We start from the raw sequence: 23,090 nt of genomic DNA on the forward strand, positions 1-23,090 counted from the left end.
CAAGCCCAGTGAGCCGGATGATGCGCGTAGACCGACGAAGCTTTCTAGCCGCCGGCGGGCTGGGCGTGGCCGCGAGCCTGGCTCCCGGCTTGGCGAGCGCCGCCGAGACCGACTCGCTGGCCATTGCCGACGAAGGCTGGAGCCTGTGGATCGACCAGGCCGCGCCCTGGAAGGACGACGACATCCACCTGCCGGGCCGGTTCGACCTGAAGGCCCTGCCGGTCAATCCGCCGACCGGCGGCTGGGCCAGCCTAGGGGCGAGCGACGCCCTGCGCGTGGACCTGCCGACCACCGTCGAGCAGCATCTGTGGGGTAGGTTCGGCACGCGGCCCTACGGCGCCGACGAGTACCGCTACGCCGAGGACGACGACGTGCCCCGTTACGGTGCCTACAAGGGCGTGTCGTGGTGGACCAAGACGATCGACATTCCCGCCGCCGCCAAGGGCAAGCGGGTGATGCTGAACATCCGCGGCGCGCGCCTGCGGGCAGAGGTGTTCCTGAACCAGAAGTTGGTCGGCTATTCGATCATGTCGGAGCTGCCGATCAGTTGCGACCTGACCGGTGCCATGCGGCCCGGCCAGCCCAACCGCCTGGCGATCCGCATCACCAATCCCGGCGGTCGCTTCGACTGGCGCGACAGCACCACCATGATGTGGGGCAAGGCCAAGCTGTTCGCCTCGCATGGCTTCGGCGGGCTGGATCGCGGGCTGACGCTGAGCTTCCATCCGCTGGCGGCGCGGATCGACGACGCCTGGGTGCTGAACACGCCGGACGCCCGGCAGGTGACGGGGTTCATGGAGGTGGCGCTGGGCAAGCCCGTCGCCGCGACCAAGCTTGCGGCTCTGCGCGCCAAGGCCGGGCTGGAACTGGTGGACGACCGCACCGGACGCCTGGTCCCGGCCGACATCCGCCTCGAAGCGCTGGAGGCCCTCGACGCCACGCGGTTGCGCGTCCGGTTCACCCTTTTAGCTCCGACGGCCAAGCTCTGGGACCTGGAGAGCCCCGAACTCTACCGCCTGCGGTTCCGCTGGACCGAACGCAAAGGCGCCGTCGACATGCGGGAGGTCCGCTTCGGCTTTCGCTGGTTCGGCGTCGAGGGCGTGGGAACCGACGCCCTGCTGCGCCTCAACGGTCGGCGGGTGCGGCTGTATTCGGCGATCTCGTGGGGCTATTGGGGCATCAACGGCCTGTGGCCGACGCCGGACCTGGCCAAGCGCGAAGTGACCTCGGCCAAGACCCTGGGCCTCAACGCGCTGCACTTCCACCGCAACGTCGGCAAGCCCGAGGTCTTCGCGGCGATGGACGAGATGGGCCTGCTGCGGGTGATGGAGCCGGGCGGCGGCCGTCACGCCATCGGCAAGGACCTCAAGCCCGGCGAAAGCCTGTCGCCCGCCGACGCCTTCAGCCGCGACTTCATGGTCGAGAAGTGCAAGGCCATGGCCCGGGCCTTCCGCTCGCATCCGTCCCTGGTCCAGTACACCCTGCAGAATGAGATCGGCGCGAACCTGGCCAATCCCGATGTCCAGACGGTGCTGAAGGCCATCCACGACCTGGATCCCAGCCGTGCGGTGATCCTCAATGACGGCTTCGTGGCGCGGGGCGCGGCCCAGGCCATGTACCTGCCCTATGACGACCACTACTACCGCTCGGACGTCGAGGAGTGGGGCGGCTGGTGGGTCAATCACCAGGGCGCGGGCGACCAGTGGTACGACAAGTTCTACCGGGGCAAGGACGACTATATCCACCGCCAGACCGGCAAGCCGTTCATCGTCGAGTTCGGCGAGATGCAGGGCTGCGCCGTCGCCGACAACCATCCGGCCATGGTGGTCGAGATCCTGGCCAAGGGCGGCAAGAGCTACGACCTGGACGACCACAAGGCGGTGGTCGCGCCCACCAACAGCTATCTGGAGCGCTGGGGGTTCAACAAGGCCTTCCCGACCAGCGAGAGCCTGTTCCTGTCAGTCGGCCGCAAGGCCTACGAGGCCTGGCGCGAGTATCTGGAGAATATCCGGATCGGCGATAGCGTCGATATCGCCGCCATCTCCGGCTGGGAGAGCACGGCGATCGAGAACCACTCGGGCATTGTCGATGTCCTGCGCGGCTTCAAGGCCGATCCAGCCCTGCTGAGCCAGAGCCTGCGCCCGGTGCTGGCGATCGCCAAGCCCCGGGCCCTGGCCTATGCGGCGGGCGAGGCCGCCGAGCTGGACCTCTATCTGCTCAACGACACCGGCGAGGCCGTGTCGGGCGAACTGGTGCTCAGCCTGGTCGGGCCGGACGGAAGCGCCGAGGCCCTGGGCCGATGGCCGGCGCCGGCGCAGTCGCCCGACCGCTTCAGCTACCTCGTGGCCGAGAGCGTGCGCACTCCCGCGTTGCGACGCGAGGGCCTGAACGTCATCCGCATCGCGCTGGGTGACATCGTTTCCGACCGCGAGATCTGGGTGACATCGCCAGCCCCGAAGTCCGCCAAGACCGCGCGGATCGGCGTCTCGGGGATCGCCCGCAGCCTGCGTGACCAGCTGTCGGCCGTGCCGGGCTTGGTCCTCGAAGACTTCAAGCCGGGCGTCCGTTACGACGGGATCATCGCCTCGGGCCTGAAGAGCGACGAGATCGTGCGCCGCCAGGTCGGCGAGCAGACGGGCCTGGAGGCTCAACCCAAGAAGGGCGAGACGCCCGTCGTGGTCCTGGGCGACCTCCCGCCCGAGGTGCTCGCGGCGGTCAAGGCGGGCACGCCGCTGCTCGCCATGGTGCAGGAGGACGGTCTGGCCGACGGCGTGGCCAAACAGCTTTCGGCCCTAGGACTGTTCGACTATGCCGGCCAAGTGGGGGGGCTACGCGCGCCGTGGATGGGTAACTGGAACTATGTCCGCGCCCATTCCACGTTCGCCGGACTGCCCGTCGACATGGGGATGAGCGTCCTGCACCAGGTCGAGGGTCAGCCCTCCAATGGACTAGTCGTCGATGGGGCCGGCGTCGAAGTCATAGCTGCATATAGCCGCGACCACGACCGCAGGAACGGCGCGGCCAGTTTCGTCGCGCGCAAGGACGGCCAGCGGGTTCTGGTTCACCGGATGCCAGACATGGCCGTTCCGCTTCAGCAGCGCTGGCTGGCCAACGCCGTCTCCTGGCTAACGAACGAAGCGTGAGGCAGCCCGCCAAGCGCGGTGGCGGTCCGCTCCTGATAACGGATTGGACATGAGCAGCCTGGACCGCCGGAACGGAAGTTTGGCGCGGAAAGGACTGAGAAACGGTTTCCTTCGCGCGCGAACCGGGCCGGCGGCGCAATTCCGGGGTCACGTTCGTGCATCTCAAGACGGTCGACCCGGCCATGCTCGCCGAGGTGCTCGGCGCGGCCTGGCGCCAAGCCTATCCTGGATCGGGCCGGGCCGGCGCGCTTCAAGGCACGATCGGCGCACAGCTCGACGCCGGATGTGACGCCGTCCTGACGTTAGGGAACCGCCCCGCGCGTCCCGACCCTTGGCCTCCGCGTCCTCCCTTGCCGTCATCACGACCCTCCGCGTGTCCCTGAAGGACGATTCACGGGGAGCCCTTCCTTGTGGGCGGCCGCTGGCGCGGCCGCACGCTTGGGGGCGCTGCCCCCTGGCGCTCTTCGTATCGGTTTCCGCCCAGCTTCGCGGGTGTGAGGGCATCGAGGATCTCGAGCGCGGCGACGGCTGCAGCCGGGTCCCCGCGAAACCGTCACTCCGTTTGCACCCCCCTGTCTCGCCGACGGGCAACGTCCGCAAGGGCGGACACGGCGCGGCTGTCATTGAGGCTCGCGCCGCTTCCATCCTGGCCAACGGGCTGATCCAACTGCCGGTGGTCAAGCCCGAGCGACGGCCCGACGGCAGCGAGACCGGCTATGCGCTGGTCACGGCCGGGGAGAGCCGCCGCCTTGCCCTTCGCCTGCTGGCCAAGCGCAAGTTGATCCCCAAGACCGCCCTGGTGCGCTGTCTGGTCGATGAGGCTAATGATGCTGGGGAGGTGAGCCTTGCGGAGAGTTTCGCCCGCGAACCACGCGCATCGCGAGACGATGGGTGCGTGAAAGCAGGCCCACACGACGTCAAGCGCAGGTTTGCTTCCTATGTGTCACTGGAGCGATTTCGATGACGTTCTCTTCGCGAGTGGTGGAGACCCAAAGCACAGATTTGCTTTGGGTCTCCATGGTGCCACGACAGGGACTCGAACCCTGGACCTCAGCCTTACCAAGGATGCGCTCTACCACTGAGCTACCGCGGCGAAGAGGAGGGGGCGTATAGCGAGCCAAATCGTGGATGCAAAGCCCAAAAGCGACTTGACCCACAGACTTCGTCGCCGCACCCCTCGCACATGGCTCTTCAGGACGAAAAATCTTTGCGCGAAGCCAGGTTGGCCGAGGCGCTCAGAACCAATCTGCGCAAGCGAAAGGCCGCTGCGCGGCCGGTCGTCGACTCGGGTGATCGAGCGCTGAGCGTGGCCCAGGCCGCGCCGTGGCCCTATGCAGTGGTGCGGACCCTGGAGGGCGTGGCCCACCTGGGCGGGGCGCGGGTGGCCCTGGTTCTGGAAATCTCTACGCCATTCGCGGTGGAGGGTTCAGACGAAACGGCCTGCGCGGTTCGGCTGATCGGCGACGGCGGAGCGTTCGACACGCCGCGCGGCAAGGCGGCGTTGGGTTCAGACGGCCTGCAGGCGATGCGCAAGGCGCTGGAACTGGCCCAGGTCGCGCTCGACCTGGCCAGCACCACATACGACCTGCGCTGGCCCGACGGACGCCCCTATGACCTTTCGGCCCCCATTTGACGCCGGTTTCCTGTGGGGGGCCTTGCAAGCCCTCTTGCAACGGATAGAACCCGCCCCTCACATGTGACCCGCGCGACGAGGGGTCGTTGTGCGTTCGAGGGACGTGATTTGGATCGTATCGCCATCATCGGCGGCGCGCGGCTGTATGGGGAAATCCCGGTCAGCGGCGCCAAGAACTCGGCCATCAAGTTGATGGCGGCCAGCCTGCTCACCGACGAGCCGCTTCGCCTGACCAACATGCCGCGCCTGGCCGATACCCGGTTTCTGGGCAAGCTGCTGGGCCGCCTGGGCGTCAGCGTCGTCGAGAGCGATGGCCCCGACGGCCAGCAGACGATCCTGCACGCCCCGGAGATCACCAGCGGGTTTGCGCCCTATGATCTCGTTCGCCAGATGCGCGCCTCGTTCAATGTGCTGGGTCCGCTGCTGGCCCGGACCGGCCAGGCCAAGGTGTCCTTGCCCGGCGGCTGCACCATCGGTGCCCGGCCGGTTGACCTGCACCTGCAGGCGCTGGAGGCCCTGGGCGCCAAGATCGACCTGCACGAGGGCTATGTCTACGCCCAGGCCCCGCGCGGGCTGAAGGGGGCGGAAATCAACTTCCCGTTCGTGTCGGTGGGTGCCACCGAGCACGCCATGCTGGCGGCTGTCCTGGCCGATGGCGTCACGGTACTGAACAACGCCGCCTGCGAGCCCGAGCTGCTCGATCTTCAGGAATGCCTCAACGCCATGGGCGCCAAGGTCGAGGGGGCGGGCACGTCCACCGTGACCATCACCGGCGTGCCGCGGCTGCATGGCGCGACCCATGCCGTGATCCCGGACCGTATCGAGATGGGCACCTATGCCGTCGCCGCTGCCATGGCGGGTGGCGAAGTGCGCCTGACCAAGGCGCGTCCGGGCCTGATCGACGCCCTGCTCGAAAAGCTGGTCGAGGCCGGGGTCGAGGTTGAGCCCACCTCTGACGGCGTCATCATCCGTCGCGGCGAGGGCCGTCTGAAGGCCGTGGATCTGGAAACCGCGCCCTATCCGCGTTTCGCCACCGATCTGCAGGCCCAGTTCATGGCCCTGATGACGCTGGCCGACGGCGACAGCCATGTGCGCGAGACCATCTTTGAGAACCGCTTCATGCATGCCCCCGAGCTGATGCGCCTGGGTGCAGACATTTCGGTGTCGGGCGGCGAGGCGCGCGTGCGCGGCGTCAACCAGCTGGAAGGCGCAGAAGTGATGGCCACCGACCTGCGGGCCTCGGTCAGCCTGGTGATCGCCGGCCTGGCCGCGCGCGGCGAGACGATCGTCTCTCGTATCTATCACCTGGATCGTGGTTTCGAGCGTTTGGAAAAAAAGCTCACCGCCTGTGGGGCGCAGGTGCGCCGCATCAAGGGCGATGGCGAGGCCGAGCTCTAGACCATGACCAGTCCCGTCCCCGCCCTGCGACTGCTGGCCCAGGACGCCGAGGACCTCTCGGTGATCTCGGCCGCCCTGCAGGATGCGGTCGCCAAGATCGGCGACATCCGTTGGGACGCCCAGGCTCGCACCCTGACCCTGGCCTGCAACCGCTTTCGCTGGGAAGTGGCGGGGAAAAAGGCCAAGCGTGGGATCGCTGGCGAGCGGGTCCGCTCGGCCCTTCAGCTGGGCGACGTCACGGGCGTCCAGGCTCGCAATCTCAAGCGCGACGCCAAGGGCGCTATCGTCGAGCTGCTGGCGGTCACCTTCGAGCCGGGCGAGGCACCCGGCGGCACGGTGATGCTGACCTTCGCGGGCGGCGGCGACCTGCGGGTGACTGTCGACTGCCTGGACGTGGTGCTGGCCGACGTCTCCGAACCCTGGACCACCCCGCGCCGCCCCGGGCACGCCGATTAGGCGCTGTGCCCAATTCGTGGGCGCGCCATTTTCCTGATCTGCAAACGAGCAGCGGCGCTGCTCATGTTTCGTCCCACGCGCTAGTGATCGTCTGGAAATTCGCCTGAGAGGCGAACGGTGCTAGGTTAACGCCACGCGCCCGTCAGAGGCGTGGACGTCAGGGAGGCCGACATGGCCAGGAAGTCCTATGCGACGGGCGAGGCCCAATCGCTGCTGTTCCGTGCTTGCGACATGAATAAACCCGAGCCGCCGGTGCTGCGCCATGGCGGGCCTTGCCTGGACTGGGGGCGGCTGGGCCTGGTGGGGCTGTTCCTGGTGCTGGGCCTTGGCATGGCCACCCTGGCCTATGCCGGACTGAGCTAGGGTATCGCGCAGAAAAAGTGGATGCCGGTTTTCCGCAAAAACGACGCGAAGACAGAAATCTAGAGCGAAGGGGGCGATTTTCGTATCGCGTGTTTCGCTCTGGGCTCCGCCCAGGCGGCGGCCTATGCGGCGACAGGCGGCGTCTTAGGTCCTCTCCCAGAAGGGAGAGGTGTCGCCGCAGGCGACGGAGAGGGAAGCCTGACGACGCCCTACACTTCCCCCTCCGGTCGCTGCGCGACCACCTCCCCCTTCAGGGGGAGGATTTGCCTCTTGTCTCGCGCCCAAAAACCCGCATCTACACGCCCATGCGCCGCTTCAATTTCGCCGAACCCAGCTTCCCCGCCGCCTTCAAGGCCTTCCTTGATGAAGATCGGGGCTCGCCGTCCGATGTGGATGCGTCCGTCGTCGAGGTTCTGGCGGCGGTCAAGACCGGCGGCCTGCAGGCCGTGCTGGACCTGACCCGCAAGTTCGACCGCGTGGACCTGACCGAACAGACTGTTCGCGTCACCGCCGAGGAGATCGAGGCCGGCGCCGCCGATACGCCCGCCGACGTGCGTGAGGCCATCGCCTTCGCCGCCGCCCGCATTCGCGCCTATCACGCCCGCCAGCGTCCGGCCGACCAGGCCTGGACCGACGAGGCCGGGGTCGAGCTGGGCTGGCGCTGGACGCCGATCGAGGCTGTGGGCGTCTATGTGCCCGGCGGCCGCGCCGCCTATCCCTCGACCGTGCTGATGAACGCCGTGCCTGCCCAGGTGGCCGGAGTGGACCGCATCGCCATGGTCACGCCGCCGGGCAAGCTGCAACCTGCCGTGCTGGCCGCCGCCAAGGAAGCCGGGGTCACCGAGATCTGGCGCATCGGCGGGGCGCAGGCCGTCGCGGCCCTGGCCTATGGTGCCGGACCCATCCAGTCGGTCGACAAGATCGTCGGCCCCGGCAACGCCTATGTCACGGCCGCCAAGCGCCGCCTGTATGGCGTTGTTGGCATCGACGCCCTGGCCGGTCCGTCAGAGATTGTCGTGGTCGCCGACGGCCAGAACAATCCCGACTGGATTGCTGCTGACCTGCTGAGCCAGGCCGAGCACGACCCGTCTGCCCAGTCGATCCTGATCACTGATGACGAAGCTTTCGCCGCCGCCGTCGAGGCCGCCATCGTCGAGCGCCTCAAGACCCTGGCCACCGGCGAAGACGCCGCCGCCTCGTGGCGCAACCACGGCGCGGTGATCATCGCGCCGCTGGACGAGAGCCCGGCTTTGGTCGACGCCATAGCGCCCGAGCATGTCGAGTTCGCCCTGGATAATCCCGAGCGCCTGTCGGACCGCGTGCGCCACGCCGGCGCGATCTTCCTGGGGCGCCTGACCCCCGAAGCCATCGGCGACTATGTGGCCGGCTCCAACCACGTGCTGCCCACCAGCCGCGCGGCGCGCTTCCAGTCGGGCCTGTCGATCTATGACTTCCTCAAGCGCACCTCGATCGCCAAGTGCAACGCGGCCTCGTTCGGCATTCTGGGCCCGCACACCGTGGCGCTGGCCAGGGCCGAGGGCCTGCCGGCCCACGCCCTTTCGGCCCAAATCAGGCTGGGCCGGTTGCCTTCCGCCGACTGACGCGCAAAGCTCCGGCGCAAGATGACTCAAGACCGCGCTACCCAACATCTGAAGTCCATCGTCATTGACGAGGACAGTCTTGCCGCCGCCTCGCGCGATCAGGAGCAGGAGCGCCAGGTCGCGATCTTTGACCTGCTGGATTCGAACTATTTCGAGCCGGCCGAATCGGCGGGAGGTCCCTACGATCTGCGGCTGTCGTTGATCGAGAATCGCCTGGCTTTCGACATCGCCGGTCCTGACTCTCAAGACGAGAGATGGGAGCGCCGACACCTGCTGTCCCTGTCGCCCTTCCGGGGGGTGATCAAGGACTACTTCATGATCTGCGACAGCTACTACTCGGCGATCCGCAACTCCACGCCCCAGCAGATCGAGGCCCTGGATATGGGCCGCCGGGGCTTGCACAATGAGGGCTCGTCCCTGCTGCGCGAGCGCCTTGAGGGCAAGGTCAAGACCGACCTCGATACGGCTCGCCGCCTGTTTACCCTGATCTGCGCGCTGCACTGGCGGGGTTAGGGTGCCGGATCTACCCGACGCCGTCCTTTTTACCTGCAACTACAACCGGGTTCGCTCGCCGATGGCGCAGGCGCTGTTCAAGCGATTCTACGGCACACGCGCCTTCGTTGATTCGTGCGGCCTGCGTGGCGACCCGGAAGGGGAGGGGATCGATCCCTTCGTCATCGCGGTCATGGACGAGCTGGGCCTGGACGTCTCGCCGCACAAGCCCAAGACCTTCGCCGAGCTGGAAGACGATTCGTTCGACGTGGTGGTGTCGCTCACCCCCGAAGCCCAGCACCGCGCCGTCGAGCTGGCGCGGGGGCGGGCGGTCGAGATTGAATACTGGCCGACCCACGATCCCACCCTGGTTGACGGCTCTCGCGAGGCCCGCCTGGAGGCCTATCGCGAGGTCCGGGACGGTCTGGCTGACGCGATCAAGAGACGTTTCGGGTCACCATCGACGTTCGGGGGGTGAATGCGCTATAGAGGCGCCTCGCTGCGACGGCCTGCCTCTCGACCACCCGGTCGGGCGCGCCTTCGCGGCTATCTGTTTGCTCCAATTGAGAGGCCTGATGGCTAAGGAAGAACTTCTCGAGTTTCCCGGTACGGTCAGCGAACTGCTGCCCAACGCGACCTTTCGCGTGACGCTGGAAAACGCGCACGAGATCATCGCCCACACCGCCGGCAAGATGCGCAAGAATCGCATCCGCGTGCTGGCTGGCGACAAGGTGCTGGTTGAAATGACGCCCTACGACCTGACCAAGGGCCGTATCACCTATCGCTTCAAGTAAGGGCTGATGGCTTTCGCTACGGCCGTCCAGCCGTCGCTGGTTCTGGCCAGCGCCAGCCCCCGACGCCTCGACCTGCTGGCGCAGGTCGGCGTCACGCCCGACCGGGTCGACCCCGCCGACATCGATGAGACGCCGCTGCGTGACGAGACCCCGCGTCTGCACGCCTTGCGGCTGGCGCGGGAAAAGGCGCGCGCCGTCGCCGGCCGCGCGCCGGGCGATTTCGTGCTGGCCGCCGACACGGTGGTGGCCGTGGGTCGCCGCATCCTGCCCAAGGCCGAGACGCCCGAGCAGGCCGCCCGGTGCCTGGCCCTGCTGTCGGGGCGCAATCACAAGGTGCTGACCGCTGTGGCGGCCATAGCGCCCGATGGCCGTGAGGCCTCGCGGCTGGTCGAGACCCGCGTTCAGGTCAAGGCCCTGTCCGATCTGGAGCGCGCCGACTACCTGGCCGGCGGTGAATGGCGCGGCAAGGCGGGCGGTTATGCGGTGCAGGGCGTCGCCGGCGGCTTCATCATCGACCTGCACGGCTCCTATACCGGCGTTGTCGGTCTCCCGCTCTACGAGACCCTGAACCTGCTGCGCGGCCTGGGCTGGACCGCGCCATGAGTGGCCAATAATGAGCGAAAGACGCGCCTACCTCTATAAGGGCGTCGGCGAGACCGTCGGTGTCGTCACCGTGGATGGCCGGCCCGAGCGGCTGATCGCGACCTGGGACGGTGACGATCCGCTGGACGTTGAGGGCGTGCGCGGCGTGGCCCGCATCCGCAAGGTCGAGAAGGCCTTTGCCAGCGCCTTCGTCCAGTTGCCCGGCGGCCAGGACGTGTTGCTACCCCTGCGGCCCGACATGCCCAGGCTGGTCGAGGGCGGGCTGGTCGAGATCGAGATTCGCACGCCCTCGCGCCGCGACAAGTCGGCGGTTGCCCGCTTCATTGCTGAGGGCGAGGGGGAGCCCCGGGTGATCGAGGCCGCCTTCACGGTCGAGCAGCAGTTGCGTCTGCTGGTGAAGTCCGGATCTCCGACCACGGGTCCCGCCGCCCTGGAAGCCGTCGAGGCCGCCGAGGCGGAGGCGCTGGAAACCGTGTTCGCCCTGCCCGGCGGCGGCGACATCAGTATCGAGCCGACCCGGGCACTGGTGGCGATCGACGTTGATCTGGGGGCACGCGAAGGCGCCGACGCCAAGCGGGCGGCCCGGCAGGCCAATATGGCGGCCTTGAGCGTCGCGGCCCGGGTGCTGCGCCTGAAGGGGCTAGGCGGCATCGTGGTCTTCGACCTCGTCGGGCGGGGCCATGACGGTCAGGCCCTGACCACGGCGGCGCGCAACGCCTTCTCCATCGACAATCCCGGCGTGGCCCTGGGCGCGATCAGTCGATTTGGCACGCTGGAGATGACGGTGCCCCGGCGGGGACGCTCGATTCTGGACCGGTTGCTGGACGCGGGCGGAAGGCCAAACCCGGCGGCCATGGCGCGACGCGTGGCGCGGGCGCTGGAGCGGGAGGGGCGGGCCGATCCCGGTGGCCGCCTGACGGCTCGCTGCGCCCCGGCTGTCGCAGACGCCTTCGCCCCGCTTGAGGCCGGCGTCGCCGAGCGGCTGGGTCACAGATTCGTCGTGCAGTCAGTCGCTGACTGGCCCGCTGACCGCATCGAGGTGTCTGCAACATGAGCAGTGGCTGCCCCATCTGCGGCAAGCCGGTCGATCCCGGCTTTCGTCCCTTCTGTTCCAAGCGTTGCTCGGACGTCGACCTGAACCGATGGCTGTCGGGCTCCTATGTCGTCCCGGCCAGCGATGAGGACGATGAAAATTCCCTGCCGGAAGACATCAACAGGGAATGATCGAACGGCGCTGGACAACCAAATCGGCCTCGCTTATAGACGCGGCTCCCCGCTGAAAGGCGGGTGCCAAGGCGGTTTTCAACCGCCAAGGGCTCAAGGGCCTGGGTAGCTCAGTTGGTAGAGCAGCGGATTGAAAATCCGCGTGTCGGTGGTTCGAATCCGCCCCCAGGCACCATTGTTCCAGAGTTTTGGCGCTCAGAAGCGGCTTTCCAGCCGCCAGGGCGACCATTTGTTCTCTGGAGCGCGGCCTTCGCCTGGCTTGATGGGGCGGGCGCGGCAGGGAACGACCGGATTCCGTGCGAATACCGGTGGCACCTGCCCTTCACCGACCGACGTTTTGTTCTCATGCTGCACTGCAGCATGACTATTCCCGTTGGCAGGGAAAAACCGCCCCTGTTTCCTGATTTGGGATTTGTGCGTTGCAGCAAGAACCGTCTCTGGGCGGACGGAGCGCAAATTTTATGCCTAGAAGAACCTCTTGACGGTGCGAAAAGGGGTTGCCAAAGGACCCCTGCCGCAATTCTAACATTGCGGTAAGATCGAAGCCTCTAAACGGGGGCTTCGGTCACTCGCGCTTCGAAACGATCCTTCTTGCGACCTTTGGTCGCCTGAGGGGCGTAACGGATCGAGCGCAGCGAAGCGGGTCCGCCGGGGTGGGAAGAGAAATCGACCTCCGGGTGGGCTATTCAGAGTTAGGGTAGAAACGCTCTCGCGCGACGACCCTCGGTCCAAACGTGCTAGACCAATCAGGAACTGGCGACAGATGCTCGACATTAAACGGAAGACCCCCCTCATCGCTATCTTCGGCGCGCTCGCGCTGATGACGAGCGTTCCCGCTTTCGCTCAGGACGCCGCGGCTCCCGCCCCGGCCGCCGCCGAAAGCACCGCCGCTCCGGCCGCTGATGCTGCCGTTGCTCCGGCCCCGGCTGCAGAGCCCGCTGCCGAAGAACCCAAGAAGGAAAGCCACTCGCTGACCCCGGTCGGCATGTTCCTCGCTGCCGGTATCGTCGTTAAGGTCGTTATGATCGGCCTGATCCTGGCGTCGGTCTTCTCCTGGGTTCTGCTGATCACCAAGCTTCTCGAGTTTGGTTCGCTGAACAAGCAATCGGACGCCTTCCTCGAAGCCTTCCGCGGCGCTCGTACGATCGCCGACATCGCCCGCATCGGGTCGTCGGAAGAATTCGAAGGCAACCCGATGGCCGACATGGCCGCCGCCGCTGCTCAGGAAGTTGAACTGTCGCGTCAAGCCGGTCTGGCCGTCGGTGGCGAGCACCGTGACTCGACCCTCGGTCGCGCCACCTACGCCATCAACGCGGTGCAAGCCTCGCTGGTTAAGCGTCTGTCGGGCGGCATGGTGTTCCTGGCCTCGGTCGGCTCGGGCGGTCCGTTCATCGGTCTGTTCGGTACCGTTTACGGGATCATGACCTCGTTCATCGGCATTGCTAACACCAACACCACCAACCTGGCCGTCGTCGCCCCCGGCATCGCCGAAGCGCTCCTCGCCACCGGTATTGGTCTGTTCGCTGCTATTCCGGCGGTTATCTTCTACAACTACTTCCAAACCCGGATCTCGGCCTACGGCACGCGCTCGGAAGGCTTCGTTGCTGAATTGATGAACGCCATTTCGCGCCAACTCGACAAAGGGGCGTAAAACCCATGGCCGCCAAACTCTCAGGCGGTGGGGGCGACAGGTTTAACGTCGAACAGAACAGCGAGATCAATGTTACGCCCTTCGTGGACGTTATGCTGGTTCTCCTGATCATCTTCATGGTGGCGGCGCCGCTCGCCTCCGTGACGGTCGAAGTAAACCTGCCGCCGGCGGTTGCGAAACAGTCGGAGTCCCCGCCAAAGCCGGTCTACATCTCGATCCAGCAATCGGGCAAAGTCTTCATTGGAGACTTTCCGACCACGGTTGACACGATGGGGCAGGACCTCGCGAAGAACATTGGCAGACGCGATCCGACCAAGGAGCGCATCTACATCCGAGCCGACGAGAAGACACGCTACGGAAGCTTCATGGAGGTCATGAACACCCTCCAGGATAACGGCTTCTACAGCGTTGCTCTCATCGGCAAGGAAGATAACTAGGGGTGAATGTATGGCTGAAGAACAGACGCCCCCCCATCGCCACTACGATCCGCTGACCTCGGAAGGGCCCCGACGCAAAAAGGGCCTGGGTGCTTTTGGTGTCGCGACGTTAGTCGTGATCGGCGTTCACGCTGCTTTGTTTGCCTATCTGGCAAAGCAGAAGTTCGAAGCGGTGATGAAGGAGTATTCGGACGAGGCTGTGGATGTGGAGCTTCCGCCTCCGCCGCCTCCGCCTCCGCCGCCTCCGCCGCCACCGCCGCCGACGAATGAGCCGCCGCCGCCTCCGGCAGTGGTTCAGCCGCGGCCTCCGATTGATCCGCCGCCGAACATCACGCCGCCGCCGCCTCTGCCGATTCCGCCCGTTGAAAAGCGGATTGAATCGACGGCTCCGCCCGTGATCTCCGCCGTGCCGCCGGTTCCTACGAACCCGCCGGCCCGGGCTTCGGTGATCACGCGTCCGGACTGGGCCCGCAAGCCCAACGGCGACGACATGGCCCGGTACTACCCGGACCGCGCCCAACGGATGGAAGTCAACGGCCGCGTGACCCTGTCATGCACCGTGACCGCCAAGGGTACGCTCGAAGGCTGCAATGTGGTCTCCGAGAACCCGGCCGACTACGGCTTCGGGGATGCCGCGCTCAAGCTGGCGCGTCTCTTCCGGATGAAGCCGAAGACCCTCGACGGCGCACCCGTCGATGGCGGTGCCATTACGGTTCCGCTTGTCTTCCAGGTCCCGCAATAGGCCCTGGCCGCGATGGACAAAGACAGGGACGCCCCGGAGTTTCGGCTCCGGGGCGTTTTCCTGTGAAAAGGACGGCTTTGGGTGCTTGATCCGGCCCGCGCCTCCGACTAAAGACACTCCCTCGCGATGCGCCGCCTTAGCTCAGTTGGTTAGAGCGCCGGTTTGTGGAACCGGAGGTCCTCAGTTCAAGCCTGAGAGGCGGTACCATCGCAAACATGCAAAAGGCCGGGGTTCGCCCCGGCCTTTTTGTTTGCGGGTTCAGCAGCGCTGCCCGCCCAGTCGCTCCGCGATAGCTCCCCCGTAGGCACGGCTATCGCATATGACCAAGAACGCTTGTCATCCCGGACGAGCGCGCAGCGCGAAGATCCGGGACCGTCGCGTGAACTCAGAGCTTCCGGCGGTCCCGGATCGGCGCCCGGCTTCGCCAGGCTTGTCCGGGATGACAGTTCTTGTCGATGCGACTCCATTCGCGAACGCCCCGTTCAGCGGGGGAGCCAGTCTGGGGATCAGTCTCTATGGCCGCTGATCCCGCCGGCGGGATCAGGACATGATCAGTCGCCGTCGTCGTCAACCATGGCCCGCACCAGTTCCACCACCCGTCGCCGCAGGCGCCGATCATCCAGGCGGGGGAACAAGGCCGCCAGTTCCAGGCCTTCGGGGGTGGAGACGAACTGGGTCATGCGTTGAGCCAAGCCATCGTCGTGGCCGCCGTCCGTTTCATCCAGTCCCTCGAAGAAGTACGACACCGGTGCCTGCAGCAGCTTGGCGGCATCGTAGAGCTTTGAGGCGCTGATCCGGTTTGAGCCGCGCTCGTACTTCTGGATCTGCTGGAACGTGATTCCCAGGGCGTCGGCGACCTGCGTCTGGCTGAGACCCATGACTTTGCGCCGGATCCGCAGGCGGGCGCCGACATAGAGATCGACGGGGTGGGCCGGGTCGGCGACGGGCTTGTCGTTCATGCGTGTGTCTTCCCTCCAGGAACGCCGATCTGTGTTTTCAAGAGCACACAGCCTCGCTGGACAGGCCAAGATAAGCGCACCTCGCACGCGGAGTCACGCGCGCGGGACGGTGGTGCGTCAATGCGCGGCATGGTCGTGCTACTATGATGATCGCGCAGGCGGGCACCTTGGGGGCTTGACCTGTGACGCCCCGGCATGTGTTTGCGCCGCATGGGAACTGTGTCTGGCGCGCGTGTGGCGGTGGCAGGGGCCGGCGCCTTGGGTCTGGCGACGGCCCTGGCCCTGGCGCGGGCCGGGTGCGTCGTGACGGTCTTCGATCCCGCCTCGCCAGGTGACAACGCCTCGGGCGTGGCCGCTGGCATGCTGGCCCCCGGCGCCGAGGTTCTTTTCGATCCCGCCTCGTCGGCGCATCTGCCGCTTTTGCGCCGCGCCCTGGCTCTGTGGCCTCCCTTCGTGGAGGGACTGGGGTTTCCGCTGATCCGTGACGGCCTCAGGGCGCGGGGGCCGCGTGACTGGCTGGCGGGTCTGGAGGCCAAGGCGCAGGGCCTGGGCCTGGATCCTGTAGTGGAGCCCGGCGGCGACCTTGTGCTGACGGGCGACTGGCGGTTGGAGGCGCGCCCAGCGCTGGCGTCGATGCGCGCTGCGGCTCAAAGGCTGGGGGTCAGGTTCGAGGCCCTGGCGGTCGCAGATTTCACCGACGGTCGGTTGACCCTCGCCGATGGCGCGCAGCGGCCGTTCGATCATCTGGTCCTGGCCACAGGGGGCAACGAGCGCACCGGCAGGCTGGCGCCAGAGCTGGTGCATCTCTCGCCGATCAAGGGCCAGATCCTGCGGCTTGCCGGCGGCGCGCCCGACGGCGGCGTCCTGCGCGGTCCGGGGGTCTATCTGTGTCCCGGCCCTAGCCCGGCTGTGGGGGCCACAATGGAGTTTGGCCGGGATGATCTGGTCGCCGACCCCGTCCTGACGGCGCCGCTTCTGGATGCGGTTCGCGCCGTGCGGCCCGACTTGAACGGGGTGGGCGCAGAAATCCAGGTGGGCGTACGAGCAGAGACGCCTGACGGCTTGCCAATGGTCGGCGCCAGCGCCCGTCCCGGCGTTTGGTTGGCTGTCGGGGCGCGTCGTAACGGCTGGCTGCTGGCTCCGCTTGTCGCGGGTCTGGTCGCATCGTATCTGACGGGCAAGGACCCGGGGCCGGATGCGGCGCGCCTCGATGCGCGCCGTTTCGAGCGAGAGCCCGTGGCCTAGAGCATTTTCCGATAAGTATGAAACGGTTATCGGATCGAAAAATGCTCTAAACTTTTAATTTAGAGCCCTTTTCGCCCGACCCTGATGAAGCCATCAGGTCGGAAAGGGCTCTAGAGCGCGTTCCGAAAAGTGGTAACCGGTTTTCGGAATGAAACGCGCGTGAAAACAAAAGACTAGAGCAGGGGTAGGGTAATGTCTGGTTTCTGGCTGACCGAAGAACAGGAAGCGATCCGCGAGGGCGTGGCCAAACTCTGCGCGGGTTTCGACGACGACTACTGGCGTCGCACCGACGAGACAGGCCAGTTCCCCGAGGAGTTTGTCGCCGCCATCGCAGAGGGCGGCTGGCTGGGCGTGGCCATGCCCGAGAGCGTCGGCGGAGCGGGCCTTGGCCTGACCGAGGCCTCGATCATGATGCAGACCGTGGCCGAAAGCGGCGCGGGCTTTTCCGGCGCCTCGGCCATCCATCTGAACATCTTTGGTCCCATGCCGATCGTGAAGTTCGGCTCTGATGAGCAGCGCGCCCGGCACTTGCCGCGCCTGATCTCGGGCGAGGACAAGATGTGCTTTGCGGTCACCGAGCCCAATTCCGGCCTCGACACCTCCAGCCTGGAGACCCGGGCCGAGAAGGTTGAGGGCGGCTATCGCCTGAATGGCCGCAAGATCTGGACGACCGGCGCCCAGCGCGCCAACAAGATCCTGATCATCGCCCGGACCACGCCCAAGGATCAGTGCGCCAAGCCGACCCAGGGCCTGTCGCTGTTCTATACCGACCGCGAGCAGATCGAGGCCAAGCCGATCCCGAAGATGGGTCGCAAGGCCGTCGAGTGTAACATGCTCTTCATCGAGGACCTGTTCGTGCCGCAGGACGATCTGGTCGGCGAGGAGGGCAAGGGCTTTGCCTATCTGCTGCACGGCCTGAACCCCGAACGGGTGCTGTTCGCCGCAGAGGCCGTGGGCCTGGGCCGCGTGGCCCTGTCCAAGGCCGTGACCTATGCCAAGGAGCGGGTAGTGTTTGGCCGGCCCATTGGCCAGAACCAGGGCATCCAGCACCCCCTGGCCAAGTCCTGGGCCGAGTTGGAGGCCGCCAACCTGATGGCCTTCAAGGCCGCCGCCCTCTACGACCTGGGCAAGGATTGCGGAGCCGAGGCCAATGCGGCCAAGTATCTCGGGGCCGAGGCCGGCTTCTCGGCCTGCGAGACCTCGGTCCTGGCCCATGGCGGCATGGGCTATGCCAAGGAATATGATGTCGAGCGCTACTTCCGCGAGGCGATGATCGCCCGCATCGCGCCGGTCAGCCGCGAGATGATCCTCAACTTCATCGCCGAACGCGTGCTGGGTCTGCCCAAGAGCTACTGACGGGCACTTGCCCCCTCCGGATGCTGCGCATCCTCCTCCCCCAGAGGAGGATGGGATCATCTGCCCCCTCTGGGGGCGGACGACCTGCGCAGCAGGTCAGGTGGGGGCAAGCGACGAGCCCTTTCAGGTCTCCGAACTCACGCCCCGCTGCTGAAGCGGATCGGGATACGGACCGAGGCCCCGTCAACGGCCTGGCCGTCTTCCAGCTGCGGGCTCATGCGGAAGAAGCGCGACAGCTTCAGGGCTGCAGTGCCGAACCCCTCGCTGGCGGGGGTTTCCGACAGCACCATGCAATTACGGACCGAGCCGTTGGCCGTCACCGCACATTCCAGTGTGGCGCTGCCGGAGATGCCGCGCCGGATCGCTCCGTCTGGATAGTAGCGATCCACGTCCTCGGCTGAGGGGCGCTTTAGCCAGTTGGCGCGGGTGATCATCTTGCGATGCGGCGCTGCGATGACGGGCGGCAGGGTCGGACCAGGATCGGTCGTGACCGGACCGGGGCCCGGTGGTCCTGCGACATCGATGGGGACGAATGGCGAGGTCTCGGCCGGCATCTGCGGCGTCGGAACGGCCTCATGAACCGGGATGGGGTTGGAGGCCCTGGGCGGCGGCGGCCTATCCGTCTTGGGCGGGGGAGGGGGCACGACCGGGTTCCACAGAGGCATGACGATGGTCCGGTCGACCCCCAGGTCCTGCGGCATGACCACGTACTTCTGATAGGCCAGGTAGGCGAACAGGGCGATATGGGCGGCGGCCGAGACGCCGAGCCCCAACATCAGGGCGGGTGATACCTTGCGCGAACCGGTGTCGAAGCTGGTGTGGCGAACGCCGGAGAGGGTGTTGACGGCGGCGGTCATGGCGATCTCCCTTGGGATAATTACGACTGTAAAGTCAGATCATCACGCGACTGGATGCCTGTAAATCTACATTCGTAAATTATCGTCGATAATGTGACGCTTGTAATTTCCACCCTTTGGCCAAGGTGCGGCATGTCGCCCATCTGTCGGCCCGGGCCAACGTGGTTAAGGCTGGGTTAACCATGATCGTTCACCCATGGCGGCATGGCCGTCCAATCCATCCGCAGCGTCGTCGAATCGGCGATCCAGCGCGCCTCCAGCGCGACGGGCGTGGATTTCACGTTCCTGATGGGCACGGCCAAGCGCGAGAGCGGCTATAACCCCGCCGCCAAGGCCCGCACCTCGTCGGCCTCGGGCCTGTTCCAGTTCGTCGACCAGACCTGGCTGGGCACGCTCAAGAAGCATGGCGCCAAATACGGCTATGCCCGCTATGCCGACCTGATCAGCCAGGGCCCGGACGGCCGGTTCCGCGTCAATGGCGACGAAGCCCGCAAGGCGGTTCTGGGGCTGAAGATGGACCCGCACGCCGCCTCGCTGATGGCCGGCGAACTGGCCTCCGACCATTCCTCTTATCTGCGCGGCCGAACGGGGCGCACCCCGACGGCGGGCGAACTCTATGCCGCCCACTTCCTGGGGCCGCAGGGGTCTGCGCGGCTGATCGAGGCTGTCCGCACCAATCCCGGGGCCAGCGCGGCCAGTCTGTTCCCTGAAGCCGCCGGGGCCAATCGCTCGATCTTCTATCGCGATGGCCGCGCCGCCACGGTGGGCGAGGTCTATGCCAATCTGACCAAGACGGGCGGCGCCAGTCGCGCCATGCCGGCACCGCGCGAAGAGCCGGCCGACCAAGGCTTCGTGCAATATGCCAGCGGTCGCAGGCTGGAGCGCATTCGCCAGCAGGAGGCCGTGGTAGACCTGATCCTCCGCGGCTCGCAGGATGTCGACAGCCCGTTTGGCGGCGGCGTCGACCGGGGCGGGGCCGGTCAGCGCCTGGCCAGCTCGATGTTCTCCAGCGAGATGCTGCGGATGCTGGCCGACGCCCGCGACGGCAAGACTAACCGCTGACGGGCTTGGTCAGCACCGCGATGCGGTCCTCGGTCCAGCCCAGTTCCCGAAACACCGAGGCCGTGTCCGCGCCCAGCTTGGGCGCAGGGCCGCGTGGCCCGTCCAGCGCGCCCGGGAAGCGGGCGGGGCCGGCCGGCGCACGGAAGGTTCCGCCCAGGCCATCGGGGGTATCGACGAAGCATCCCGCCGCTTCCGCCTGCGGGTCTTCGATCAGGTCGCGCGGCGTCTGATAGGGGGCCCAGGTCAGGTCGCCGGCGTCCAGGGCGGCCTCGGCCTCTGAGTAGTCCATGGCACCGAACGCCTCATCCAGGATGTCGACCAGGGCGGCGGTATTCTCGCGCCGGGCCCTGGAGGTGGCGAAGCGCGGATCCTCGACAAGGTCGGGCCGGCCGGCGGCGGCGGCTATCCTGTCCCAGTCGCTGGAGCCCTGGCGCGGCAGCAGGCAGATCCACCGCCCGTCGCGGGTCTTGAAGAAATTGGCCAGGGGCTGAACGGTCTCGCGCCGTCCGCGTGTCGAGGCCAGTTTCCCAAACCGCAGCTGAATGGCCATGTCCGAGCCGATGGCATAGACGCCGGTGCGCAACAGCGAGGTCTCAACCAGCCGTCCAACCCCGGTGGCCTGACGCTCATACACCGCCGCCAGGATCGCCGAGACCGTGGCCAGCGAGGTGACATGGTCGCCCATGCCGGTGCGGATCGGGAAGGGCTCGGCCCCCTTGGGCGCGGTGATCGACCCCACGCCGGCCCGCGACCAGAAGGCCGCGACGTCCATCCCGGCCTTGTCGAGATCCGGCCCCTGCAGGCCATAGCCGGTCAGGCTGCAATAGATCAGGCGCGGGTCCAGGCCTCGCAGCGTCTCGTGGTCGAGGCCGGCGCGGAGCAGGGCGCCGGGCCGCACATTGGTCAGGAAGATGTCTGCGGTCGCCACCAGGGCTTTCAGGGCCTCCTGGCCGCTCTCGGACCGGATATCCAGCACCACGGCGCGCTTGCCCCGGTTGTCGAGCTCAAAGACGGGGTTGGCGTCCTGCTGCGAGGCGATGCTGTCGAAGAAGCGCCGCATCGGATCACCCTCCGGCGACTCGACCTTGATCACGTCGGCACCCCAGTCGGCCATGATCCCCGCCGCGCCGGGCGCAGCGATATAGGTGGCCAGTTCGACGACCCGGAGTCCTTCCAGCATCGCATCCTCCCGCATTCTTGTTCTCGTTGCGGTGAGTGTGCGGGACGCGCGTGCGGGGCGATAGGCTTACGCTACGGCAGACCGGCTCAGGCGGCGGCCCGGCCGGCGGCACCGAGGCGATCCAGGGCGGCGGCGTCGGCGACGGCGCGCGCAACGGCGGCGACGGAGACCGGCTTGCGCAGGACGATGTCGGCCCCGGCGTCGATGCAGGCACGGGCCTCGTCGGCGTCGCCGTCGATCACAGCGACGATGGGTAGGTCGCGGTTCTTGCCCTCCAGCGCCCGCACGGCGGCGGCGGTGGCCGGGCCATCCAACACGGGCATGCGGCCGTCCAGCATCAGCAGGTCGAAATCGGCGATGCGGGCCAGGTCTGCGGCGCGCTGGCCATTCTGGGCATGAACTACCTGGTGGCCCAGCTGCTCGAGGATCGCGCGCAGCATGGCGGCGCTGAGGGCGTCATCCTCTGCGATCAGCACCCGCAGCCTGCGGGGCGCGCCCTGCGCTTCGGCCACCGGCGAAGGCTCGTCAGTGAGGTCGTCGTCGCAGGGCAGGGTCTCGTCGAAGGGCAGGGTCAGGGTAAAGCAACTGCCCACGCCCAAGGCGCTGCGGGCTTCCAGCGTTCCGCCCATCAGGCGGGCCAATTGCCGCGACAGCGACAGGCCCAGGCCCGCGCCATTGATCCCGGCGCCGGTGCGCTCGACGCGGCGGAACGGCTCAAAGGCGTGACCGATTTCGTCCAGCGACAGACCCGGCCCGGTATCTGCCACCTCGATGGCGATCTGGTCACCGCGCCGCTCGACCCGCACCTCGATCCGGCCGCGCACGGTGTACTTGATGGCATTGCCCAGCAGGTTGGCGATGATCTGGCGGGTGCGCATGGCGTCGGCTAGCACTGCCCCACCGGCCCGACGCTCCAGCAGCGGATCGACATGCACGGCCAGTTCCAGGCCCTTGGCCATGGCATGGGGGCGCTCCAGCAGGGCCAGGTCGCGCAGCAGTCGCACCGGATTGAACGGCTGGGAGTCTACCGCCAGCCGGCCCGACTCGGCGGTCTCGGAATCGAGCGTGGCGTTGAGCACCGCAATCAGGTCCTGGGCGGCGTCGAGGGCGGCGTTCAGTTGTTCACGCGAGGGAGCGGCGCGGCCGCCCTTGCCGGCGGCGGCGGCCAGCACGTGCATTACGCCGGTCAGGCCGTTGCGGATCTCATGGCTCAGGGTGGCGACGATGTCGGACTTTGAGCGGGCCGTGCGCTCGGCGGCGTCCAGCACCGCCAGGCGCTCCTCGACCAGACCGGCATGGGCCTCGGCCAGGGCGTGCTGACGGCGAACCATCCGGTTGAGCACCAGGGCCAGGGCCAGGGCCAGGGCGATGGCGCCCCAGGCCATGACGCCGGCATGGCGCGTGTCTGGCTGGGCAAACAGCGCCGTCAGGGGGCCGGCGGCGGCGATCGGCGTGGTGACCAGCAGGGCGGGCAGGGAGGTGGCGGTGAAGAAGATGCACATCACCGCCGCAGCGGCGCTGAGCAGCAGAAGGGTCTCGCGCACCGCGCCCGCGCCGTCGGCGAAGGCTGCCAGCTGGATCACCGTCACAGCCCAAAGCAGGCCGCCCAGTAATTGAACCCGGGCGCGCCTCTTAAGATCTTGCGACTCTTCGCCGCGCAACCAGCTGACCGCCGCATAGAAGGCACCCCAGTTGATGGCGAAGACCGCCAGGCTGGCCAGCATCCACAGTGCGTTGTCGGCGAACCAGGCGACCCAGGTGAACAGGGGTAGGCTGACTGCGAAAACCCCAAGCGCATAAGGGGCTAGCGCCGCCTGAGCGTCCAGCGCCATAGCCAGGTTCGCGTCGCGCGTCGGAACGTTGGGGGGGCGGCGCTGCGCGAACAAGATCGCTT

23 protein-coding genes and 3 tRNA genes are annotated in these 23,090 nt (G+C 67.1%); 21 read left to right on the forward strand and 5 right to left on the reverse strand.

The annotated features are described in order from the left end of the window. Positions 1 to 20 precede the first annotated feature (20 nt). Both ACW179_RS11385 and ACW179_RS11390 read left to right on the forward strand, forming a co-directional pair. On the forward strand, positions 21 to 3,143 hold the full coding sequence (locus ACW179_RS11385) for a glycoside hydrolase family 2 TIM barrel-domain containing protein (protein WP_492059630.1): 3,123 nt from the start codon (positions 21 to 23) through the stop codon (positions 3,141 to 3,143). Between the two features lie 562 nt (positions 3,144 to 3,705). Then, positions 3,706 to 4,107 carry a ParB/Srx family N-terminal domain-containing protein gene (locus ACW179_RS11390; protein WP_492059631.1) on the forward strand — a complete coding sequence of 134 codons (402 nt, stop codon included), beginning with the start codon at positions 3,706 to 3,708 and terminating at the stop codon, positions 4,105 to 4,107. A 54-nt stretch (positions 4,108 to 4,161) separates the two neighbouring features. Here ACW179_RS11390 and ACW179_RS11395 read toward each other — a convergent pair. After that, positions 4,162 to 4,236 (reverse strand) — tRNA-Thr (locus ACW179_RS11395). Between the two features lie 114 nt (positions 4,237 to 4,350). Between ACW179_RS11395 and ACW179_RS11400 the strand changes: the two genes are divergently transcribed. The 16 genes from ACW179_RS11400 to ACW179_RS11475 all read left to right on the forward strand — a co-directional run bounded on the left by ACW179_RS11400 (position 4,351) and on the right by ACW179_RS11475 (position 14,744). Then, a complete protein-coding gene (locus ACW179_RS11400; protein WP_492059632.1) occupies positions 4,351 to 4,776 on the forward strand; it encodes a hypothetical protein in 426 nt (141 codons plus the stop codon). Positions 4,777 to 4,884: 108 nt separating this feature from the next. Further along, positions 4,885 to 6,174 (forward strand): UDP-N-acetylglucosamine 1-carboxyvinyltransferase, encoded by a 1,290-nt coding sequence (gene murA / locus ACW179_RS11405; protein WP_492059633.1) that lies wholly within the window; start codon positions 4,885 to 4,887, stop codon positions 6,172 to 6,174. A gap of 3 nt (positions 6,175 to 6,177) precedes the next feature. After that, positions 6,178 to 6,630 carry a DUF2948 family protein gene (locus ACW179_RS11410; protein ID WP_492059634.1) on the forward strand — a complete coding sequence of 151 codons (453 nt, stop codon included), beginning with the start codon at positions 6,178 to 6,180 and terminating at the stop codon, positions 6,628 to 6,630. A 171-nt stretch (positions 6,631 to 6,801) separates the two neighbouring features. Next, positions 6,802 to 6,993 carry a hypothetical protein gene (locus ACW179_RS11415; RefSeq protein ID WP_492059635.1) on the forward strand — a complete coding sequence of 64 codons (192 nt, stop codon included), beginning with the start codon at positions 6,802 to 6,804 and terminating at the stop codon, positions 6,991 to 6,993. Between the two features lie 305 nt (positions 6,994 to 7,298). Beyond that, positions 7,299 to 8,594 carry a histidinol dehydrogenase gene (hisD, locus tag ACW179_RS11420; RefSeq protein WP_492064301.1) on the forward strand — a complete coding sequence of 432 codons (1,296 nt, stop codon included), beginning with the start codon at positions 7,299 to 7,301 and terminating at the stop codon, positions 8,592 to 8,594. Between the two features lie 21 nt (positions 8,595 to 8,615). After that, positions 8,616 to 9,107, forward strand: coding sequence for a UPF0262 family protein (locus ACW179_RS11425; protein ID WP_492059636.1), 492 nt, complete (start codon positions 8,616 to 8,618; stop codon positions 9,105 to 9,107). Between the two features lies 1 nt (position 9,108). Next, the gene (locus ACW179_RS11430) at positions 9,109 to 9,564 is read left to right on the forward strand and encodes an arsenate-mycothiol transferase ArsC (RefSeq protein ID WP_492059637.1); all 456 of its coding nucleotides are present in this window, start codon (positions 9,109 to 9,111) and stop codon (positions 9,562 to 9,564) included. A 97-nt stretch (positions 9,565 to 9,661) separates the two neighbouring features. After that, entirely contained in the window at positions 9,662 to 9,880 is a 219-nt protein-coding gene (infA, locus tag ACW179_RS11435; protein ID WP_035044427.1) for a translation initiation factor IF-1, read from the forward strand. Positions 9,881 to 9,886: 6 nt separating this feature from the next. Next, entirely contained in the window at positions 9,887 to 10,483 is a 597-nt protein-coding gene (locus ACW179_RS11440) for a Maf family protein (RefSeq protein WP_492059638.1), read from the forward strand. Between the two features lie 10 nt (positions 10,484 to 10,493). Next, positions 10,494 to 11,537 carry a ribonuclease E/G gene (locus tag ACW179_RS11445; protein WP_492059639.1) on the forward strand — a complete coding sequence of 348 codons (1,044 nt, stop codon included), beginning with the start codon at positions 10,494 to 10,496 and terminating at the stop codon, positions 11,535 to 11,537. Then, positions 11,534 to 11,707, forward strand: a complete 174-nt coding sequence (gene yacG, locus ACW179_RS11450; protein ID WP_492059640.1) for a DNA gyrase inhibitor YacG — start codon at positions 11,534 to 11,536, stop codon at positions 11,705 to 11,707. The genes ACW179_RS11445 and yacG overlap by 4 nt, the downstream gene beginning before the upstream one ends. A 99-nt stretch (positions 11,708 to 11,806) precedes the next feature. Continuing rightward, positions 11,807 to 11,882 (forward strand) — tRNA-Phe (locus ACW179_RS11455). 588 nt (positions 11,883 to 12,470) lie between these two features. Next, positions 12,471 to 13,358, forward strand: coding sequence for a MotA/TolQ/ExbB proton channel family protein (locus ACW179_RS11460; RefSeq protein ID WP_492059641.1), 888 nt, complete (start codon positions 12,471 to 12,473; stop codon positions 13,356 to 13,358). A gap of 5 nt (positions 13,359 to 13,363) precedes the next feature. After that, positions 13,364 to 13,795: a biopolymer transporter ExbD gene (locus ACW179_RS11465; protein WP_492059642.1), complete on the forward strand. Its 432-nt coding sequence runs from the start codon at positions 13,364 to 13,366 to the stop codon at positions 13,793 to 13,795. A gap of 10 nt (positions 13,796 to 13,805) precedes the next feature. Next, positions 13,806 to 14,537, forward strand: a complete 732-nt coding sequence (locus tag ACW179_RS11470; RefSeq protein ID WP_492059643.1) for an energy transducer TonB — start codon at positions 13,806 to 13,808, stop codon at positions 14,535 to 14,537. Between the two features lie 130 nt (positions 14,538 to 14,667). Beyond that, positions 14,668 to 14,744: transfer RNA gene (locus ACW179_RS11475), tRNA-His, on the forward strand. Positions 14,745 to 15,088: 344 nt separating this feature from the next. Here ACW179_RS11475 and ACW179_RS11480 read toward each other — a convergent pair. Next, positions 15,089 to 15,496 (reverse strand): helix-turn-helix domain-containing protein, encoded by a 408-nt coding sequence (locus ACW179_RS11480; protein WP_492059644.1) that lies wholly within the window; start codon positions 15,494 to 15,496, stop codon positions 15,089 to 15,091. Between the two features lie 210 nt (positions 15,497 to 15,706). Between ACW179_RS11480 and ACW179_RS11485 the strand changes: the two genes are divergently transcribed. Next, entirely contained in the window at positions 15,707 to 16,741 is a 1,035-nt protein-coding gene (locus tag ACW179_RS11485; RefSeq protein WP_492059645.1) for an NAD(P)/FAD-dependent oxidoreductase, read from the forward strand. Positions 16,742 to 16,933: 192 nt separating this feature from the next. Continuing rightward, positions 16,934 to 18,097, forward strand: coding sequence for an acyl-CoA dehydrogenase family protein (locus tag ACW179_RS11490; protein WP_492059646.1), 1,164 nt, complete (start codon positions 16,934 to 16,936; stop codon positions 18,095 to 18,097). Positions 18,098 to 18,234: 137 nt separating this feature from the next. Here ACW179_RS11490 and ACW179_RS11495 read toward each other — a convergent pair whose 3' ends face one another. Next, positions 18,235 to 18,954: a TonB family protein gene (locus ACW179_RS11495; protein WP_492059647.1), complete on the reverse strand. Its 720-nt coding sequence runs from the start codon at positions 18,952 to 18,954 to the stop codon at positions 18,235 to 18,237. A gap of 204 nt (positions 18,955 to 19,158) precedes the next feature. On the opposite strand from ACW179_RS11495, the gene ACW179_RS11500 reads away from it, so the two are divergent. Then, positions 19,159 to 20,016, forward strand: coding sequence for a lytic transglycosylase domain-containing protein (locus ACW179_RS11500; RefSeq protein ID WP_492059648.1), 858 nt, complete (start codon positions 19,159 to 19,161; stop codon positions 20,014 to 20,016). Here the strand turns inward: ACW179_RS11500 and ACW179_RS11505 are convergent. Both ACW179_RS11505 and ACW179_RS11510 read right to left on the reverse strand, forming a co-directional pair. Further along, the gene (locus ACW179_RS11505; RefSeq protein WP_492059649.1) at positions 20,006 to 21,196 is read right to left on the reverse strand and encodes a CaiB/BaiF CoA transferase family protein; all 1,191 of its coding nucleotides are present in this window, start codon (positions 21,194 to 21,196) and stop codon (positions 20,006 to 20,008) included. The genes ACW179_RS11500 and ACW179_RS11505 overlap by 11 nt on opposite strands. Before the next feature lie 86 nt (positions 21,197 to 21,282). Next, positions 21,283 to 23,082: a hybrid sensor histidine kinase/response regulator gene (locus tag ACW179_RS11510; protein ID WP_492059650.1), complete on the reverse strand. Its 1,800-nt coding sequence runs from the start codon at positions 23,080 to 23,082 to the stop codon at positions 21,283 to 21,285. Positions 23,083 to 23,090: the final 8 nt, after the last annotated feature.

The organism is Caulobacter sp. AVps18, assembly GCF_058681425.1.

Excerpts from the sequence above, each read along its gene's own strand:
- ACW179_RS11425 (WP_492059636.1), top strand. The coding sequence starts at position 8,616 with ATGACTCAAGACCGCGCTACCCAACATCTGAAGTCCATCGTCATTGAC.
- ACW179_RS11485 (WP_492059645.1), top strand. The coding sequence starts at position 15,707 with ATGGGAACTGTGTCTGGCGCGCGTGTGGCGGTGGCAGGGGCCGGCGCC.
- ACW179_RS11465 (WP_492059642.1), top strand. The coding sequence starts at position 13,364 with ATGGCCGCCAAACTCTCAGGCGGTGGGGGCGACAGGTTTAACGTCGAA.
- ACW179_RS11490 (WP_492059646.1), top strand. The coding sequence starts at position 16,934 with ATGTCTGGTTTCTGGCTGACCGAAGAACAGGAAGCGATCCGCGAGGGC.
- ACW179_RS11415 (WP_492059635.1), top strand. The coding sequence starts at position 6,802 with ATGGCCAGGAAGTCCTATGCGACGGGCGAGGCCCAATCGCTGCTGTTC.
- ACW179_RS11460 (WP_492059641.1), top strand. The coding sequence starts at position 12,471 with ATGCTCGACATTAAACGGAAGACCCCCCTCATCGCTATCTTCGGCGCG.
- infA (WP_035044427.1), top strand. The coding sequence starts at position 9,662 with ATGGCTAAGGAAGAACTTCTCGAGTTTCCCGGTACGGTCAGCGAACTG.
- ACW179_RS11505 (WP_492059649.1), bottom strand. The coding sequence starts at position 21,196 with ATGCTGGAAGGACTCCGGGTCGTCGAACTGGCCACCTATATCGCTGCG.
- ACW179_RS11495 (WP_492059647.1), bottom strand. The coding sequence starts at position 18,954 with ATGACCGCCGCCGTCAACACCCTCTCCGGCGTTCGCCACACCAGCTTC.
- ACW179_RS11470 (WP_492059643.1), top strand. The coding sequence starts at position 13,806 with ATGGCTGAAGAACAGACGCCCCCCCATCGCCACTACGATCCGCTGACC.
- ACW179_RS11440 (WP_492059638.1), top strand. The coding sequence starts at position 9,887 with ATGGCTTTCGCTACGGCCGTCCAGCCGTCGCTGGTTCTGGCCAGCGCC.
- ACW179_RS11480 (WP_492059644.1), bottom strand. The coding sequence starts at position 15,496 with ATGAACGACAAGCCCGTCGCCGACCCGGCCCACCCCGTCGATCTCTAT.
- ACW179_RS11385 (WP_492059630.1), top strand. The coding sequence starts at position 21 with ATGCGCGTAGACCGACGAAGCTTTCTAGCCGCCGGCGGGCTGGGCGTG.
- ACW179_RS11445 (WP_492059639.1), top strand. The coding sequence starts at position 10,494 with ATGAGCGAAAGACGCGCCTACCTCTATAAGGGCGTCGGCGAGACCGTC.
- ACW179_RS11410 (WP_492059634.1), top strand. The coding sequence starts at position 6,178 with ATGACCAGTCCCGTCCCCGCCCTGCGACTGCTGGCCCAGGACGCCGAG.
- ACW179_RS11500 (WP_492059648.1), top strand. The coding sequence starts at position 19,159 with ATGGCCGTCCAATCCATCCGCAGCGTCGTCGAATCGGCGATCCAGCGC.
- yacG (WP_492059640.1), top strand. The coding sequence starts at position 11,534 with ATGAGCAGTGGCTGCCCCATCTGCGGCAAGCCGGTCGATCCCGGCTTT.
- hisD (WP_492064301.1), top strand. The coding sequence starts at position 7,299 with ATGCGCCGCTTCAATTTCGCCGAACCCAGCTTCCCCGCCGCCTTCAAG.